The organism is Pedobacter frigidisoli (genome assembly GCF_004331675.1).
Classification (GTDB): Bacteria; Bacteroidota; Bacteroidia; order Sphingobacteriales; family Sphingobacteriaceae; genus Pedobacter; species Pedobacter frigidisoli.
Genome location: NZ_SJSN01000005.1, coordinates 199,333 through 216,319, shown reverse-complemented (window position 1 = coordinate 216,319; position 16,987 = coordinate 199,333). Strand labels below are relative to the sequence as shown.

The 16,987-nt window shown below is 39.7% G+C and carries 12 protein-coding genes and 4 tRNA genes; 3 read left to right on the top strand and 13 right to left on the bottom strand.

The window, feature by feature from the left end; translation table 11 throughout:
* Window positions 1-6 precede the first annotated feature (6 nt).
* Window positions 7-459, bottom strand: coding sequence for a GNAT family N-acetyltransferase (locus EZ449_RS08070; protein ID WP_131557481.1), 453 nt, complete (start codon window positions 457-459; stop codon window positions 7-9).
* 75 nt (window positions 460-534) lie between these two features.
* Entirely contained in the window at window positions 535-759 is a 225-nt protein-coding gene (locus EZ449_RS08065) for a CDGSH iron-sulfur domain-containing protein (RefSeq protein ID WP_131557479.1), read from the bottom strand.
* 168 nt (window positions 760-927) lie between these two features.
* Between EZ449_RS08065 and tssD the strand changes: the two genes are divergently transcribed.
* Entirely contained in the window at window positions 928-1,422 is a 495-nt protein-coding gene (gene tssD, locus EZ449_RS08060; RefSeq protein WP_131557477.1) for a type VI secretion system tube protein TssD, read from the top strand.
* A gap of 123 nt (window positions 1,423-1,545) precedes the next feature.
* Here the strand turns inward: tssD and EZ449_RS08055 are convergent, their stop codons facing one another.
* The 6 genes from EZ449_RS08055 to EZ449_RS08030 form a co-directional block, all read right to left on the bottom strand.
* On the bottom strand, window positions 1,546-2,943 hold the full coding sequence (locus EZ449_RS08055; protein ID WP_131557475.1) for a serine/threonine protein kinase: 1,398 nt from the start codon (window positions 2,941-2,943) through the stop codon (window positions 1,546-1,548).
* Window positions 2,936-3,736, bottom strand: a complete 801-nt coding sequence (locus EZ449_RS08050; RefSeq protein WP_225872264.1) for an FHA domain-containing protein — start codon at window positions 3,734-3,736, stop codon at window positions 2,936-2,938. The genes EZ449_RS08055 and EZ449_RS08050 overlap by 8 nt, the downstream gene beginning before the upstream one ends.
* A 149-nt stretch (window positions 3,737-3,885) precedes the next feature.
* Window positions 3,886-7,974 (bottom strand): FtsW/RodA/SpoVE family cell cycle protein, encoded by a 4,089-nt coding sequence (locus EZ449_RS08045; RefSeq protein WP_131557473.1) that lies wholly within the window; start codon window positions 7,972-7,974, stop codon window positions 3,886-3,888.
* Window positions 7,961-9,406, bottom strand: coding sequence for a PP2C family protein-serine/threonine phosphatase (locus tag EZ449_RS08040; RefSeq protein ID WP_131557470.1), 1,446 nt, complete (start codon window positions 9,404-9,406; stop codon window positions 7,961-7,963). The genes EZ449_RS08045 and EZ449_RS08040 overlap by 14 nt, the downstream gene beginning before the upstream one ends.
* 94 nt (window positions 9,407-9,500) lie before the next feature.
* Window positions 9,501-10,454, bottom strand: coding sequence for a hypothetical protein (locus EZ449_RS08035; RefSeq protein WP_131557468.1), 954 nt, complete (start codon window positions 10,452-10,454; stop codon window positions 9,501-9,503).
* Window positions 10,455-10,500: 46 nt separating this feature from the next.
* Window positions 10,501-11,850 (bottom strand): serine/threonine protein kinase, encoded by a 1,350-nt coding sequence (locus EZ449_RS08030; RefSeq protein ID WP_131557466.1) that lies wholly within the window; start codon window positions 11,848-11,850, stop codon window positions 10,501-10,503.
* Window positions 11,851-12,301: 451 nt separating this feature from the next.
* On the opposite strand from EZ449_RS08030, the gene EZ449_RS08025 reads away from it, so the two are divergent.
* Window positions 12,302-13,111, top strand: coding sequence for a murein L,D-transpeptidase catalytic domain family protein (locus EZ449_RS08025; RefSeq protein WP_131557464.1), 810 nt, complete (start codon window positions 12,302-12,304; stop codon window positions 13,109-13,111).
* A 6-nt stretch (window positions 13,112-13,117) separates the two neighbouring features.
* Here EZ449_RS08025 and EZ449_RS08020 read toward each other — a convergent pair whose 3' ends face one another.
* Window positions 13,118-14,668, bottom strand: coding sequence for a L,D-transpeptidase family protein (locus EZ449_RS08020; protein ID WP_131557462.1), 1,551 nt, complete (start codon window positions 14,666-14,668; stop codon window positions 13,118-13,120).
* A gap of 170 nt (window positions 14,669-14,838) precedes the next feature.
* Here EZ449_RS08020 and EZ449_RS08015 point away from each other — a divergent pair, with 170 nt between their 5' ends.
* Window positions 14,839-15,921: an AI-2E family transporter gene (locus EZ449_RS08015; protein ID WP_131557460.1), complete on the top strand. Its 1,083-nt coding sequence runs from the start codon at window positions 14,839-14,841 to the stop codon at window positions 15,919-15,921.
* A gap of 240 nt (window positions 15,922-16,161) precedes the next feature.
* Here the strand turns inward: EZ449_RS08015 and EZ449_RS08010 are convergent.
* The 4 genes from EZ449_RS08010 to EZ449_RS07995 form a co-directional block, all read right to left on the bottom strand.
* Window positions 16,162-16,233 (bottom strand) — tRNA-Glu (locus EZ449_RS08010).
* A gap of 31 nt (window positions 16,234-16,264) precedes the next feature.
* Window positions 16,265-16,340 (bottom strand) — tRNA-Met (locus EZ449_RS08005).
* 346 nt (window positions 16,341-16,686) lie between these two features.
* A tRNA-Glu gene (locus tag EZ449_RS08000) sits at window positions 16,687-16,758 on the bottom strand.
* Window positions 16,759-16,820: 62 nt separating this feature from the next.
* Window positions 16,821-16,896 (bottom strand) — tRNA-Met (locus tag EZ449_RS07995).
* Window positions 16,897-16,987: the final 91 nt, after the last annotated feature.

Below are 16,987 nucleotides of genomic sequence, written 5' to 3'. Positions count from 1 at the left end.
TTGATGTTAAAAGTCAATTTTGTATATGCTCATTGATAAGATTGGATAAGGTTTGCCTGCAGCATCTTCGCTAAAGCGCTCTATGATAGAGAAACCTAAGTGCTGATAAAACCCAACTGCCTGCTCGTTCTGTTCGTTAACGTCTACATTTCGAATTTGCTTTTCGTTGATGGCGAATTTTATGAATGCCTTTCCCAAACCTTTTCCACGAGCATCGGGATGGATGAATAACATTTGGATATTATCTTCATTGAGCCCAATAAAACCTAAAATTCGATCCTCTGATTTTATGCAATAAAGATCTACCTGGTCAAGATATTCGTTCAGGATTAGTGCTTTATAAGTTTGAATATCACTTTCGGTTAAAAAGTGATGTGTCGCCCGAACTGATGCTTCCCAAACGGTGATAATTTCAGGATAATCTGTTGGTGATGGCTTATAGAATTCAGGACTGTTCATTAAAGCTTATTTAGTGAAATACCAACAGGTTTTTGAGAGGGGAAGAAGATGAGGCTTAACTCATCTTCTTAATAATTATACTTTTTTTGGAGGAAGATCGAAAGCGATTGCTTCATGCTCAAAATGCCCATTGTGTGCACCATCGCAAAATGGTTTGTTTTTCGAAAGTCCGCAGCGACATATTGAAAGCACAGTTCTACCCTGCAAGCCATATTGGTTTCCATTTCTATCAACGATTTCAAAATCGCCTTCAATTTTAACCGAACCGTTATTATTGATTGTAAGTTTTGTTTTAGACATGTAATTGTTAGTTTACCACAAAACTAAAATATTGGTACCGTAAATTTTGATTTGATTTCAATTTAGACACATTCTCAATGCATTGAAAATTAGGGGATATTTTTTTTGTAAACATCTTATTATCAGTATAATTAATTCTTATATTTATGTTAATCAAATATCAAAATTATGGCACTCAATGCATACTTATCGCTAAGGGGAGAAAAGCTCGGTCAGATAAAAGGATCTGTTATTCAAAAAGGGAGAGAAAATAAAATTATGGTTATTGCCGTTTCCCATCAAATAAGTTCAAATCCAAGTATTATTGGTAGATCGGGTGGAGGGACGCATCATACCCCTTTTATAATTACCAAAGAGTTAGATAAATCTACGCCCCTATTGTTTAGCGCATTGGCAAGTAATGAAGTTTTAACCGAATGGATATTGCAATTTTGGGCACCACAAAATATGGCTTCATCAGGATCGGGAACTGATATGCAACGGTATACGGTTAAGCTTACCAATGCCCGAATTACCAACATCAACTTCATTATGCTAAATAATAAAAACCCAGAATTGGTAAAGTTCACAGAGTATGAAGAAATTTCATTTTCATACGAAAAAATAGAATGGTTGTGGACAACTGGAGGCATAACCGCCATGGATGATTGGAATGTAATCTAAAACCGCTTACTAGATCTTTTTTAATGTAAACTGATTAAAGAAAAGCGGAAGATTGAAATTTCTGATGCCACAACATTTCCAGTGTAAAGTGGAGGTGTTTTGCATTGCCTAAGATTCCACAAATTAAAATATCCCTAAAAACTTCTTCTTTTTTTTCTGCTTACCATTTTGTTTTCTAGCCTTCTCTGCAATTTTTACTTGTTCTGGTGATAGCATTTTTGCTGTTCGAATGCTATCCTCTCTAGCTTTTACTAATCTCTGTTGATATTGTTTATTATAGGTTATAAATGGCGATTCATAAGGGGTGGTTTGCGCAGTTGTAACAACGGTATTTGGAGTTTTAAAGAAATTATAACTTAAGAATGCAATAAGGATTAGGCATGCCGCCGCACAGCCTAAAAAAACTTTTCTAGGGATGTTCAAATAATCTTCTTGCTGATACTTTCCACTTGCCTCATTGTATTTAATGCCAGCTTTGAAAGCTAAGGGTTTCAAAATTGCTAGTTCATTTTCGAGCTTTTCGGTCTTTTGCCTTGCCTCGCCTTTTAATGCTTCAAAATTTAATGATTCGTTTGGAAAGGTACTTTCCGTACTTTGGAAATTCAGAGGTGCCGACGATATTAATCCATTTGTTACGGCCTTATACAATTCCATTCCATTGGCAAACCTTTCGGCGGGATCTTTTTGTAAACAGCGCTCGATTAACTTGAGTAACCAATGCGGTACTTGCATTTCGCTAATTAACACCTCATCTTGAACTGCATTTGCCAAATTATTTTTACGAAGCGCCATGGCGTCAGGAATTTCCTTTTCCAGATGTCCAATCATTACTGAATTGCGGCCAGTATCGCCATTGCCCTCTAGCGGGAAAGGAACCTGGCCAGCGAGCAACTCGTAAAGGATGATTCCATAACTATAGATATCGGTTTGTAACAACATTTTTCCCTCATGTTGTTCTGGCGCCATAAATTCTATAGCTCCCGCATGGCGGATGCTAGTTCTGCGCTGCTCTTCGCTCATAATGGCAAGGCCAAAATCCAATAACACATAATTGGCCGTTTGAATATTGTACTTTACATTATTGCTTTTAACATCGCCATGTTTAACATCAACCTGATGGCAGTGTGCAAGTGCTGCGGCCAATTGTTCGGCAACCTTTAACAATTCCTTCACGGTAAAAACTTTTTGATGAGGCGGCAATAACAGTTCGCCCAGTTCTGGCCCTTCAATGTATTCCATTTCAATATAAGGAAACGACCCGCTATCGGTAATGCCAGAGCTTAGTATCTTCACCACATTCGGACTAGGATGGATATTTACCTGTTGTAGTTTGGTAACCTCATTCAGAAAGTTTCGGTAGTTTTTATCGCTATCATCCTCCACATAAATTGGCGTAGGAATGAGTTTAATAGCCGAGTAAATCGGACCCATACGCATGCCTTTATAAACTGAGCCTTGTCCACCAGTTTTTAATGCGCCAAGATTTTGCAGCCCTTCGGTAATGGTAAAAATCTCACTCATGGTTTTGTTGCTGAAAACTAAACTCCAATACAACCGATTCTCCCAAGATGATTTGATCGCCTTCCTCTAATTCTTGCCCAATTTGCGTGGCATGCAGTTTTACTATTTTTTCAGTTAGTGCAGATCTAAGCTTTACCTTATTGCGTGGTGGTATCCCGCCTTCATCGGCAAAGATTACGAATTTGGCTAGATTTTTATTCCATTCGATATGCGCATGTTGCCTGCTGATATACTTATTGCGTTCATCATCACTTTCTGAAGGAAATGCAATGTGGTTTGTGCGGAAATAGCCTTCATCAGACTGTGCCTTTTCATCTCTGCCAATATTGTACTTTCCACCCTCCGAACTTATCACATAGCTTAATTGTAAAGTTTTACCGCTAAGGGCTTTTACGTAGGCTGTTGCTTGCTGTTTTACAAAATGGGTTTTGGTTTTAACAAAAAGTGCAACTGGTAAATTTTGCATTTTTACAGCATCATCTGGAAAAGCATCATCAAAAGAAATCGTGAGCGCCCAGTTTGTAGGTAAATCGAGTGAATAATCATCGCTAATGCGCTGTATTTCATTCTTGAGTTGATCGGGATCTTCAGTAAAAACTGCAGCTTCATACACTTGTCGCTCTGCAGATGCACAGTTAATGTAGATGCTTAAACCTTTGATATTTGCTCCTTCACCGCCCTCTGCTTTCTGAAGTTCTTGCTTCACAAATTGCAGTAACGCATGTCTGATCCCCTTTACATCATCGGGATGTTCTCCACTTCCGCTTTTGAATAAGTCGAATATCATTTTCATCTGTTTGGATTTATAAATACTTTGCTACTGCTTCATTGGAATTAATGAACTTGTAAACTCAGTTTGTTCTCAATAGTAATAAAGCTATCCTGATTTATTTCCTCTTTGCGATCAATAAATCAGGATGGTTCATTTGATTAATTAGGGTTTTACAAATTATTATTATCAAATTTAGGCGGCGGAACAATGCTTTTGATGTAGCCACCTTCTTTCAGGAACGGTATTACATGTTTACCAGCCAATCTCACCGCATCTGATGAACCTTTTGTTGCCTCAATACGTACACAAACTACGACATTGCCTTTGCCATTTGCGGTTGGAGCAAAAAATACATACCAACCATCATTAATTTGCTGTTTCTTCCAAATTCGTTCTGGCGTACCTGTTTTACCGGCAACTGCCAAGCCCAGCGTTCCTGTCTTCAGCTCACTTTGCTTGATCATGTAAACTTGCATCAGTTTTGCGTACGCTGGATTATTTACCAATTTCGTACCAGTTTTTATAGCCTGCGGCTGATCACTTACCTTAAGTACAAATCTATTGGCAATCATATTTCCATTGTTTGCAATTCCAGCCGCCATCCTTGCCACTGCAGCTGGCGTTGCAATGAGTGCACCTTGCCCCCAAGACATGCCTGAAATTCCTTTGGCCCTCGTTCTGCGGATGTTATTAGGGTCGTATTTTGGTTTGGTATTAAATTCTGTCTTGCGCCAAAGCTGTTTCCATTTTTCTTCTTGAGCACCATTTTCGCTGGGTTTATTGTAATAATACCCTCCAGCTCCGTGTAGAAACATGCCCGTTTTTAGGTACAGATCGCCCATGTTTTCTTGCAGTTGTTCTTGGTTAGCCAGTTTAATAAAATAGACATTGTTTGATTTTACAACCGCTCTTTCCAAGTTTATCCATCCCGTTTCATCTGGCTCTATGCCTTTGGTACGAATACGCTCCCAAGATGCCACCTGATATTTTTTATCGGGAGCCGCCATGCCGAGTTTATTGAATGAAGCCATGGCCGTAATCAACTTAGCTGTTGAGCCTGGCTGCGTAAAGTTAGTAAAGCCAAGGTCGGCAGTGGTTATCCAGCCAGAAAGCTGATTCTGTTCTGTATTGGTCATGGTTAACCGTTCCCAATCGTGAATGGGCGGTAGTGGATATACAGCTGAGGTAAGTACATCGCCAGTGCTTGCTTCCATAATCACCACAGAAACCCGATTATCCAACAACGAAGTATCTTGGGCAATTGATTTTTGTATTTTGGTTTGCAAACCTGCATCCATTGTTAATTGTACATCGCGGTTCTTATTTTTAAAAGCTTCCACTTCTTCGCTAGTGATACCGGCAAGGAGTAATGGAGAAAGTGCTGCATAATCTTTTTTAACAACGGTCATTTCCTTAACGCCTCTTGCCAAGAAACGGTTTTCGCTGTATCTATTTGCAAGTACAGCGAAGCTCTTTGTAGGCAGTTTAAATCCACGAAGTTCGGCTGCATGTTCATAATCGGCAAAATAACCATTTACACTTCCATTAAAGATGCCTGAATTTGCATCGCCTGTCCAAAAAAATAATTGTTCTTCAAAGGGATAATATCTGTCTAGGCGTTGATGTACTGCAGAATCGAGATTGTAATGGGGGATACCTGCACCTATAAGTTTAAAATGTTGGGCCTTTACACTATCAACGTTACTTGTTGCCAATAAAATTCCATTACGATCATGTATGGTGCCCGCCTTTAACCTGTTCATTAGTATTGCAATACGTGGATTGTAACTGAACATTCGTGCACCACTCCGATCGGCCACCAAAGCGGGCTGCACTACCCATTTTTGATTGTTTAGTACATAGCTCGCTACGTTAGCACCCAATAATATAATGCCCAAACAAGCGGCGATTAAAGCAGGGACAAGATTTTTGTCTTGCTGCTTGGCTATATATTCCATTTGCACTTCTGTACCTCGTACTGTAGAAACCGACATTAAAAAACCTGCAGCTAAAAAATTGAGCACCAATGATGATCCGCCATAGCTTTGAAAAGGTAGGGATACACCCGACAATGGTAAGGCGCCGGTGGAACCACCTGCGATGAGCAGAAACTGAACAAAGGTTGATGCACCAATCCCTGCACTTAAGTAAAATAGAAATGGAGAGCCTGTTCGCCTACCAATAATGATTGACCTGTGTAAGTACAATAGAAACAGCAAAAAGATGCACAACATTCCGGTTAATCCGAATTCTTCACCAATTGATGGTAAAATCATGTCGGTATGAGCCTCGGGAATGGTTTTCGCAAAACCCTCTCCAACGCCTTGACCAGTTGCGCCACCTGTAGACATGGCCCATAAACCATTTGCCACTTGGTCGCCGCCATAAACCTCATTATTCCAGGCGTCTTGCCAAATTGCTTTACGATCGCCTAAACGCTGTACCGGACCGGGGAAAACTTGGTCTAAATAGGGGATTTGATCAATTGTTAAAAAGGCCGACATAATTACCAGCACTATGATAGCCGATTCGCTGATTTGCCTGCGTTGAAAAAACATCAGCAAGCCAACCAAAAGCAAGGTTATTCCAGTAGATATCCAAATGTTATCAAAAATCCATGAGGCCAAAACATATAAAACTACAGCACCTGCCATGAACATGAAATCGCCCCGCGAGAATGAAAATAAAATAATAAATGTGAAACAAACCACCATCGCCGGACCAAGATCGCCCAATATTAGGAAGAGCATCAGCGCTAACAATATCGCCAGTAAAGCGAACGAGAAAAATGACCATCTTTTATTCCAGCTGGTATATTCACTGATCAGTTTTTCGTTTACCGCAAAAAATCCCGCTAGGAAGAAGATGATTAAATACTTTACCACTTCGCTGGGCTGAAAACCAAATAGATTTACCTTTACACCACTGCCCTCTGGCCCAGTTCCAAATAAAATGGTAAGTGCCAGCAAGCCAATGGCCACTAAAGCCCAAGGCCATCCATTGGCAGCCGATCGAATATTTTTAAATAGGAGCAGGCGGTAAACCCAAGTATCGGTATTGAAACGACGCAACTTAATGCACAACATCAGCAACATGCCGCCAAAACCCATTAATAAATATAGTAGTGAATCCTTGGCTAGAAATCGATCACGTAATGGATCTTGCAAACTCAAAAGTGTAAGGAATGAAATGCCCGTAAGCAGCATCACTATCGGCAGTATGATTTGGTCGGCGCTGCTAAACTTCCACGATAAAATAAGGTGCACAATAATAAATCCACCAATCAGGCTTCCGCAGATAATAAAAAACCATTTATTAAATTCTTCTGGAGTTCTTATGATTAATGATTTTTCCTTTTTTAGGATATTAAAATCCCTGGTGGAAAAAAGTTTTATGGTGTGCGGACGTTGCTCAAAAGTGAAAACAGCGTTATCATCGAGGTTTTGTACTCCTTTAGAAGCGCCAAATTGGAAGCCAGGTTTTAAGGGCAATATTTTAAATGCCTCATTGTTGGGCAACTGGTTAAAATTGAATGTACCCGAAGCATCTGTTCGTAGGTAAGCTGTTAGTTGTTGTAATTTTCGTTTGCCAGCAGTATCCAAAATAAAAACCTTGGTAATGCCATTCGCTTTTTCTGTGCTATTTTTTATGGTTTCCGTTGGCTCATCATTGTAAATACTGTCTTGCGGCAAAATCATTTCCAAGCGGATTAATATCCCTGAAATTGGCTTTTCGTTTTCTAGTATCTTCCCGCTAATTTTGTGCTCGCCCAGCCCGAGATCTACCTTGGCTGCATATTGTAGCGGGTTTTTTTGTTCTTGTGCAAATCGGAGTGAATCATCACCTGTATAGCCAAGTAACGCCCGAGATGCCATAACTCTTGCCTTAAATGATTTTCCCCCTTTTGCAAAGGCTTCATCTGCAAGTATAAAGTAGCGGCGTTTATTTACTTCGCCAATGTTATCAAGTTTTTGGATGTTTTGTGTTGCACTTGCTACGGTTGTTTCGATAAGATTAACGTCTCGCTGATCCTCAAAATAATAACCTTTTTTAAGTAAGTCTCGAATATTTTCGGCAGGTTTTCCAGCATTTAGATTCACCATAGTGCCCGCTTTTAAACGTGGGGCAACTTCTGCAAACCTAGGCTGAATGATTGTGTATAATTGGTAGAAGAATAGGGATAGAACGATTCCAATAGCTAATATGAAGATTCGTTCACGAAGCCGACTTACCTTGATGACCGCTTTATTGTGCTCCATTTTTCGAATCTAATTCTTTAGAAGTGATATTTTTCAATGGATTAAGTTTGGGGATCTCGGCATTTACCAATTGCTGATTTGGAAAGTTGTAACTGTTTTTAACAGGCAATATGCAATTGGTAAAAGTGATATTTTTAAGCAACAACGCTTGGTTTGAAAGGGCAATGGCGGTTCCAAATCCCGTAAATTGCATACTATCTAATTTTAGAAGTTTTGATTGGGATAACATGTTTATAGCCGCACCTTTATATCCACTATCTGCTTGCAATACAATGCCATTAGCAAAAACGTATAAGGTGTCTTTTCGTAGGCGTAAAGTATCGCTAATCAAAACCGGACTTTTAAAAATTGAGTCGGAGAGTATTAGTGTATCACCAACAGCATGATCGAATGCATCTTGTAACAACTGCTCTTGGCCATTTCTAACTATTTTTTTTGGTGATGAGGTTAAAGTAGAACCATGATTCACTTTGCCTTGAGTTTGCAAATACAGATAGACAGTAGTGCCAAGCAAGATGAGGCATAGTATAATCAACGCAGTGAACCAATAATTTCTCTTTGGCGTTGTGGGTCTTGTTGATTTTGTATGATCAACGGGTGTTGTGGTTTCATTTTTTTCTATCGCTGCCGATACGGGAACCTGTTGTGCAAGGCTAGGTCGGGTAGGTTCTACTTGCTGAGCTTTTTTATTGTTTTGTAGTAAAACAACGGTAATATTATCGCGGCCACCATTTTCATTGGCAAGGGCGATGAGGTTTCCCGCTTTTTTGGCGAGTGTATCTCCTTGAAGAATCAGGCTTATGATATCTTGCTTGTTCACCATATCGGTTAATCCATCACTACAAAGCAGTAGCAAATCGCCGGGTAGAAATGGTGATTGGCCAGTTTCAATATAACTTTCGTCAGTTTCAATTTGGTCACTAAAACCGATGGCCTTATTAATTTCATTGCGTTTTGGATGCTGCATGGCTGCGGCCTCGTCCAATCTTCCAGAATCTTCCAGAAAACCTACAAATGAATGGTCTTTAGAGATTTTAATCAGTGATCCATCACGCAGTAAATACAATCTGGTATCGCCTACATGAGCATAATAAAATTGATTATTTTCGATGTCGGCCAGCACTAGCGTAGCTACGCAAGCCATTTCCGAAAGGTCTTTTTCTGCTTGCTTTTTTGCAACGATCACTTCGTTTGTACTTTTAAACGCCTTGATCATTTGAGAAATCGGATCGGCAGGGCGACCTGAAAATTGCCTTGAAATTTCTTCCTTGGCAATGGCAGCAGCCACTTCGCCACCGTGATAGCCACCAACGCCATCGATTACCGCTGCCAAGATAAATTTATCGTCGGAAAGGGACTCTGCAATAAAGCTATCCTCATTGTTTTCTCTGGATTTGCCGGTATCTGTGAGGCCAAAAAAGTGTTTATCCATTTTTATTTCGAGAGTTTTTAATGTCTTTAAAATGAACGATCAGCAGTGCAACGACAAGTGATAACAATAGGATTGATAGGAGTTGCGACATGTGTTATGATTTAAACAGATTTAATCCAATTATGCCATTGAGCAACATCCTGGAGTTAAGTGGCAAGGGAACCCATTGCGGCGAATTGATCTCACTTCGCTGTACCAAAACCTCGTTCAGGGTCGTGAGCTCGCCGAAAGAAGCCAAATAAAAATTACCGTCGGCTTTGTTATAGCGAATGTGTAAATGCGGTGAATTGGCCCATTCTGAGGCTATCTTAAAAATATTGGCATCATCACGTTCGTCTTCATTTCCTGAAACAATGGTATCTTCTGTTTTAATCAGGAACTCAATTTTTTTGCCTGAAAATTGTTTGTCTGGAATGATGGTTTCCAGCCGAGCGATAACGGCTTGATTCGATGCTGGAACAGTTTCACCATCAACATATTCTAGTTGCGCTTCGTATGGAATTTCCATATAGCCCTCGCTATAATAAGTGAAACCCTTTAAAATATCATTATTTATATCAAATGTTTGCGCAATACCAGTTTGACGAGGAATGAATGTTACACGGAGATTTTCTGATTTTTGATTATTGTCTGGCAGCAGTTTTCCAATAAAACCCTTATCGCCCCTTGAGTAATCGGGATGTGATACCAATCGGAAAACCCATTTAGAACCCGATGGCTCTACAGTTTTACCAGCTTGACGGTATTCCTTTAAAATCTCGTAAAATTTTTTTACGGTTTCTTGAACAATTAAGCCAAAAATACCTTGTTTGTTATCTATAAATGCCCTGTAATCTTCCGCATTGAAAGTGATGATGAACTCGTGATAAAAAACAACGCGGTCGGCAAATGATAGCTCCTTGATGGATTCCCTAAATTTATCGACGATAAAACTATAGATTGTTTCTGGAGTGAGCTGCGGGACTTTCTCGTTACTGCCTTTGGTTTCATCGGTTAGAAACCAATCTTGAATGCCAATACGCTGCCAGAAATTTGATTTTGTTTCCATAAATTACGATGCCTAAGTGCCGATTAAGGCAATTGTATTGTTTGAGCTAAAACTCCACTGGTTTAAGTGAAGTGTCTGGGGTAAGGTCTTCGGTACTATCGGTAGCTTTCTCTCCAGCTTTTTTAATCTCTGCCCTAATGGCACTATCCACTATTCGCTTTGTGGCGGCTGCTTCTGCTACCTTGCGCTCATTAGCTAATCTTTTTCTATCAATTTCTGTGGTATCGGCAGCAGGTGGTATCGAATCGATTGGGCTTGAAACTTGTTGTGCCTGTGGTTCATTACCAAACTGCGAATATCCAACGAAGGCAATCAATCCAATAATTAATATTATTAAACAGGTGAATGCAAAATGAGATAATAGTATGCCCTTTCTTTCAGACTCCTGTTCCACTTCTACATTTTCCAGTGTTTCTACTTGTTGTCGAAGAGATTCGTTCTCACTTCTCAATAGATCAATTGCAGCATCATCAATCGGTAATGCGGTGTGAGATAAGCCTCCATCCACAACCGCCTCATGCAATGCCATTCCATCATCGTACCTAAGCATTGGGTCTTTCTGCAGGCATTTGTCGATTAGTTTTAAAAGCCAATCAGGAACCTGCATTTCCCTTGTTTTCTGTTCCTCTGACCAGCTTGCGGGTAAGTTCGTTTTGCGTAAATCCAAAACATTCGGTACTGCGCTTTCCATGTGGCCAAGCATCACTGTATTGCGACCTGTATCACTATTTCCAGGTAAGGGAAAGGGAACTTGGCCGCCCAATAATTCATATAAGATTATGCCGTAGCTGTAAACATCACTTTGCAGGAGCATTTTGCCCTCATTCTGTTCAGGCGCCATAAATTCAACTGCACCCGCATGCCTAATGCTACTTCGCCGCTGTTCCTCACTCATAATGGCCAACCCAAAATCGAGGAGTACGTAGTTGGCCGTGTGTACATTATATTTAACATTATTGCTTTTAACATCACCATGTTTAACCCCTAGTTTATGGCAGTGCTCGAGTGCAGCAGCCAACTGTTGTGCTACTTTAATGAGTTCTTTTAATGTGAATATTTTTTCGTGTGGAGGTTGAAGTAGTTCGCAAAGATCGGGTCCGTCAATATATTCCATTTCTATAAATGGGAAAGAACCGCTTTCTGTTATGCCGAAACTGAGCATCTTTACAACATTCGGACTAGGATTTTCATTTACCTTTAGCAGTTTTGATACCTCATTCTCAAAATTGCGGTAGTTCTTATCGTTACGGTCCTCGGTGTAAATTGGAGTTGGGATTAATTTTACCGCAGAGTAGATTGCACCTATGCGCTTCCCCTTATATACAGAGCCCTGTCCGCCTGTACGCAGCGCCCCTAAATTCTCTAGCCCTTCTGTTATTGTAAATACTTTGCTCATAGTTCTCCTTGATAACAATTATAAGAATTTTTTGTTGCCAAATAATGAATAAATTATGGTCAGTCCTCCCAAAGCCGTAATAATGTTGTGCCAATATTATCTTATTCGCTTAGTGGCTAAGAATAAATCATCAGCGGATTATCTTTACAACAAACAAAAAAGATAGGCTAATGGATTTTTTTTAATATGACAAGCATGGTCGCATATATTCCCATTATGAAATCAGCATAAATGCAAAATCGTATTGAAGTATTTGTAAATCAATGGAATAACTGCGCTCAAAACGATATAGAATCTCTCCATTCCAGCTCAAATAAACATCATAAACGTGCAATCTTTTGGATAGGATTTCTTAAATCCTCACGATTTTCGTAAATTTGTAACAAATTAATTACTTATAGCCTATCGATAAACACACCTACTTTTCTATCATTTCACTCAAATCATTCCTATGAGAAAATACATTTTAGAGATATCAGGTATCGCCGTTATTGCTTTTTCACTGCTCATTAGTGCTTACAAGAACGAACATAGTGCAGCAGAAAATAAAACTAGTGTTAAAGTTATCCGTATCGAGGATGCCTACAAGCATTATGCTAAGCAAGTTTACGATTCAGCACATTTAAATCAGGCCGGACTTACCTTTACCGTATTTGAGAAAGCACTTACTGGTTACTATAATTTAAAGAAAATCGGAAAAGTATCTGAAAATTCTTTACTAACCATTGCCGATTTTGATCAATCGAGCAGAAAAAAAAGATTGTACATCATTGATCTCAAAAAAGAGCATGTATTACTCAATACTTGGGTGGCACATGGTCAGCGAAGTGGTGAAGATACTGCTGTAAAGTTTTCAAACCAAAACGATTCGTTTAGTAGCAGCATTGGCTTTTATCTTACGGCTGAAGAATATAAAGGTGCTCATGGGCGTTCCTTAAGGCTCGATGGGATGGATTATGGATATAATGACAATGCCAGATTACGCTCAATCGTAATCCATGGCGCTTCTTATGTTAGTGAGGGCACTATTGAGGCATTAGGAAGATTAGGTCGCAGTCAGGGTTGCCCAGCGGTGGCGCCAGAACTCTCTGAGCTGGTAATTAATACGCTAGGCTCAGGGAGTGTACTTTACATCAATAAAACGGATGAAGAATATCATTCAAAATATCTTGATGAAAAGGTTGCCGCCGTTTATGCCAGTTTACCAAGTAATCCGCAAGCTGGTTTCAGCGAGAATAATTACCAGCATCAATTCGATTAATCGATTTTAATTAAGGCTATTTAGATGGGTATACAGTACTGCATCGAGTCCGTAGATGTCTTTTGCAAACCTGAGTTTACCCGTACCTGAATCTCTCCAACAGGTATAGTAACTCAGGTATAATGGAACTTTCGGGCTCAAGCCAATATCTTCTGCCTTTGGCTGGTCGCTTGCCATTTCAGCCTTAATTTTCTCTGTCTTGGTTCCTTTTCCAAAAAGGATTTCAGCCAATTCTAATGGTTTCTCAAGGCGAACGCATCCATGGCTCACTGCCCTAACAGGTAAGTTAAAAGCATCTTGTGCAGGAGTGTCATGCAGGTAAACACTACATTCGTTGTTAAATAGGAACTTAATTTTTCCGAGAGAATTGTCATCGCCAGGGCGCTGTTTAAAGGAATAGGTTTTACCCACATCTGCGGCAGACCAATCTATCGTTTCTGGATCATCTACCAGTTTGCCTTTGTAAAAGACATCGATATTTTTGTTAGCCAGGTAATAACGATCCTTAGCCGCATATTTCGTAATCTCATTGGTGGCAATGCTTTCGGGAATATTCCAAATAGGATTTACTTGCACACTATGTATCTCACTTTTTAGCTGAGGAGTTTCCCGGTTAAAAGGTCTATCTTTTTTCAGTTCACCCTCGTCATATTCTACAAGCGATGTTGCTGCATTATTATTCCTGCCTTCGCCTACACAAACTTTCATGGTTAAGGCTACTTTTCCTGCATCTATTACCTGAAGCGAGAAATCTGGAATATTTACCCAAACATATTTCTCTTCCGTAGGTTGATTTTGCCAACGCAAACGCTCTAGGTTCACCAATAATATTCGATTGGTTTCTTCAACAGACATCCCCGGTGCAGCTACATTTTCTTTCAATGCCGCTTGCAGGGTTTTATAGGGAGGCGCTTTTGGTTGAATACTATCTAAAAAGGAATCCAAGTTGGATGTTTCGAATACTTTTCCAAAACTTACAGAATCGGGGCGCTTGGTAGCGGTATAATATTGGGCATATATTTTTCGAGGAGACATTACGCCAAATCGCATGGCATTGGTATAGTCTGTGATTGAGGAACAGGCCGATATCTCTAGTGCAATTAATGTGCTATAGGCATCATCGACTGTTTTTATCGAAGCCTTGTTATAAACCTTTGCCACAAGATCACTTAGTTTATTAGATTTAAACATCGTTGGCGAAAGGCCATGTTCACCAACTTGTGAAATTTGTATAGCGGCATTTCTCAAGCCGCTATCTGCCAAAAATTTCATCACTAAAATTGGCGAATAATCATGCGCAGCATAAAAAGCTTCCATAAACTTTGGATTGCGTAGCGATTTATCTGCCGCAATGGCTACTTTCAATTTTTCTGCAAAAACCTCCGCATCCACATCCTTAAATACCTTGTTACCTGTTTCCTTAAATATGGCGGCGGCAATATCAGATCGACTCTTCTTACAGCCCTGTGTTACTACTAAAAAAAGTGTTATTAATAAAAGCCACGATGCTAGCGGGCGAGAGGAGTTTTTACTATTCATAACCCTATAAATCTCCATAATCCTCTTTTTGTTTGGAATCCTTAAAAATTTCTGTTTTATCGGCTTCTCGGACTTGGAAGCGCATAGTTCATGTGGGTTTATTATGGCTAAAACTCCTCGTGCTAGACCTCAAAAAGTTAGCCAAGTATTTTACATAAACTTATGTGCATAAACATTGTTAAGGTGAAATGGAAAAACTCAACCAATCAGTTAATACAATATTTCTCTTTGTACTGGTATTTGCAGGTATTTACTTCGCATCGCCCTTTCTAATTCCGGTAGCGCTTGCAGCAGTGCTATCCATGGTATTTATTAGGTTATGCAACTTTATAGAAAGAAAAGGAGTAGGTAGGGCCTATGCCAGTTTAATGTGCATATTGCTTTTTGTGCTTTCGGTGGGTTTAATTATTGGCTTATTATCCATTCAGCTGGGCAGCTTGGCAGAGAATTTGGGCGGAATGGAAAAACGGCTTACCAATATGTTCGAATCCCTAAAGCAATGGGTGAATGAGGCTGTTGGTATTAAAAAAGATGCGCAACAAAAGGTGATCGATCAAAGCACTAAGGGAAAATCTAGCGGAATGATCCTTTCTTTTGCAGCGGGCTTTATGGGCATTATGATCAATACCATACTGGTGCTGGTGTACATGTTCCTTTTCCTTTCCATGAGAGGGCACATCAAAAAGTTTATCTTAAAACTAGTGCCCAAAAAAGAAAACGCCGATACTACAGATGTAATACAGCAAACAGGCCAAGTGGCACAGAAATACCTAAGCGGACTTGCTGCCATGATTGTGATGTTGTGGATTATGTATGGCATTGGTTTCAGTATCGTTGGCGTTAAAAGTGCGCTGTTCTTTGCGGTGTTATGCGGTTTATTGGAAATTGTGCCCTTTGTAGGTAATCTAACTGGTACGAGTTTAACGGTGCTTGCGGTAGTGGCTCAGGGTGGTGATAGCAAGATGATCATTGGCGTATTGATCACCTATTTTCTTGTTCAGTTTATACAGACTTATATTTTAGAACCCATAGTTGTAGGCGAACAGGTTAATATTAATCCATTGTTTACCATTATGGCGATTATTCTGGGTGAATTGATTTGGGGTGTTGCGGGAATGGTATTAGCGGTGCCACTCATTGGTATGTTGAAAATCATTTGTGATAGCTACCCTCATTTACAGCCTTATGGTTATTTACTCGGGCCTGAAAATCCTCGAAAGCCAAAAACCTCGGTTGTAGATTACCTTAAAAAGTTATTCTCTAAAAACTAATAGCTTTGTTTTTTTATATGGGGAAGTAAAAGTCACACCCTATCCAAGGTGTGACTTATTAGCTATTGTTAATACATTCCCGTGTATCGGTACAAAACTAAAGTTAAACCAGCTCTTGAGGTATAGCCCAAAAAGGCTAATGTGACAAATCGGAAAATTGGGCGTGATGTATGATGTGGTTTTGCTAGAAGCAAAAAAACCTGCAAATGATTAATTTACAGGTTTTGAATTTTATTGAAGTAGCCCGCAGGGGAATCGAACCCCTATTTCCAGAATGAAAATCTGGCGTCCTAACCGGTAGACGAGCGGGCCAAAAAATAAAAGAGTGTCTTTCAACTCTTTTTGGTAGCGGGGACACGACTCGAACGTGCGACCTTCGGGTTATGAGCCCGACGAGCTACCAACTGCTCCACCCCGCACTCTATATCTTCAAATTTTCTTTGTTTGAAGGAGTGCAAAGGTATAATATGTTTTGGTATTTGCAAAACATATGGCAACATATTTTTCAAGAAAATAGATTTAAGAACCTAATCTGCTTGCTTAATGGCATTTTTTAACAAATTATAATCTGATAATGAGGAGTTTGTAAAGTGGTGTAAAAGAAGGTCTTTGCAGTTTTTTATCACGGTAGATGAATGAAAATAATCAAAGATATTTCTTGTGGATAACATGAGAAATATTTTTATAAAGATTTTTAATCAAATATAAGTTCGGCTTAAAACAAAAAAGCACCAATCTTATGGATTGATGCTTTTGAATTTCCTGTAGCCCGTAGGGGAATCGAACCCCTGTTTCCAGAATGAAAATCTGGCGTCCTCACCCCTAGACGAACGGGCCATTTTCAGTTTCAAATTTCCAGTAGGCAATTAAAGTTGCTAACTGAGAACTATTAACTGAATTGGTAGCGGGGACACGACTCGAACGTGCGACCTTCGGGTTATGAGCCCGACGAGCTACCAACTGCTCCACCCCGCACTCTATACAACTCGTTTTTTTGTCTCGAATTAAATCCTTAACTCCTTTTCCGAATTGGAATGCAAAGATATAATTCGTTTCTTTGTAGTGC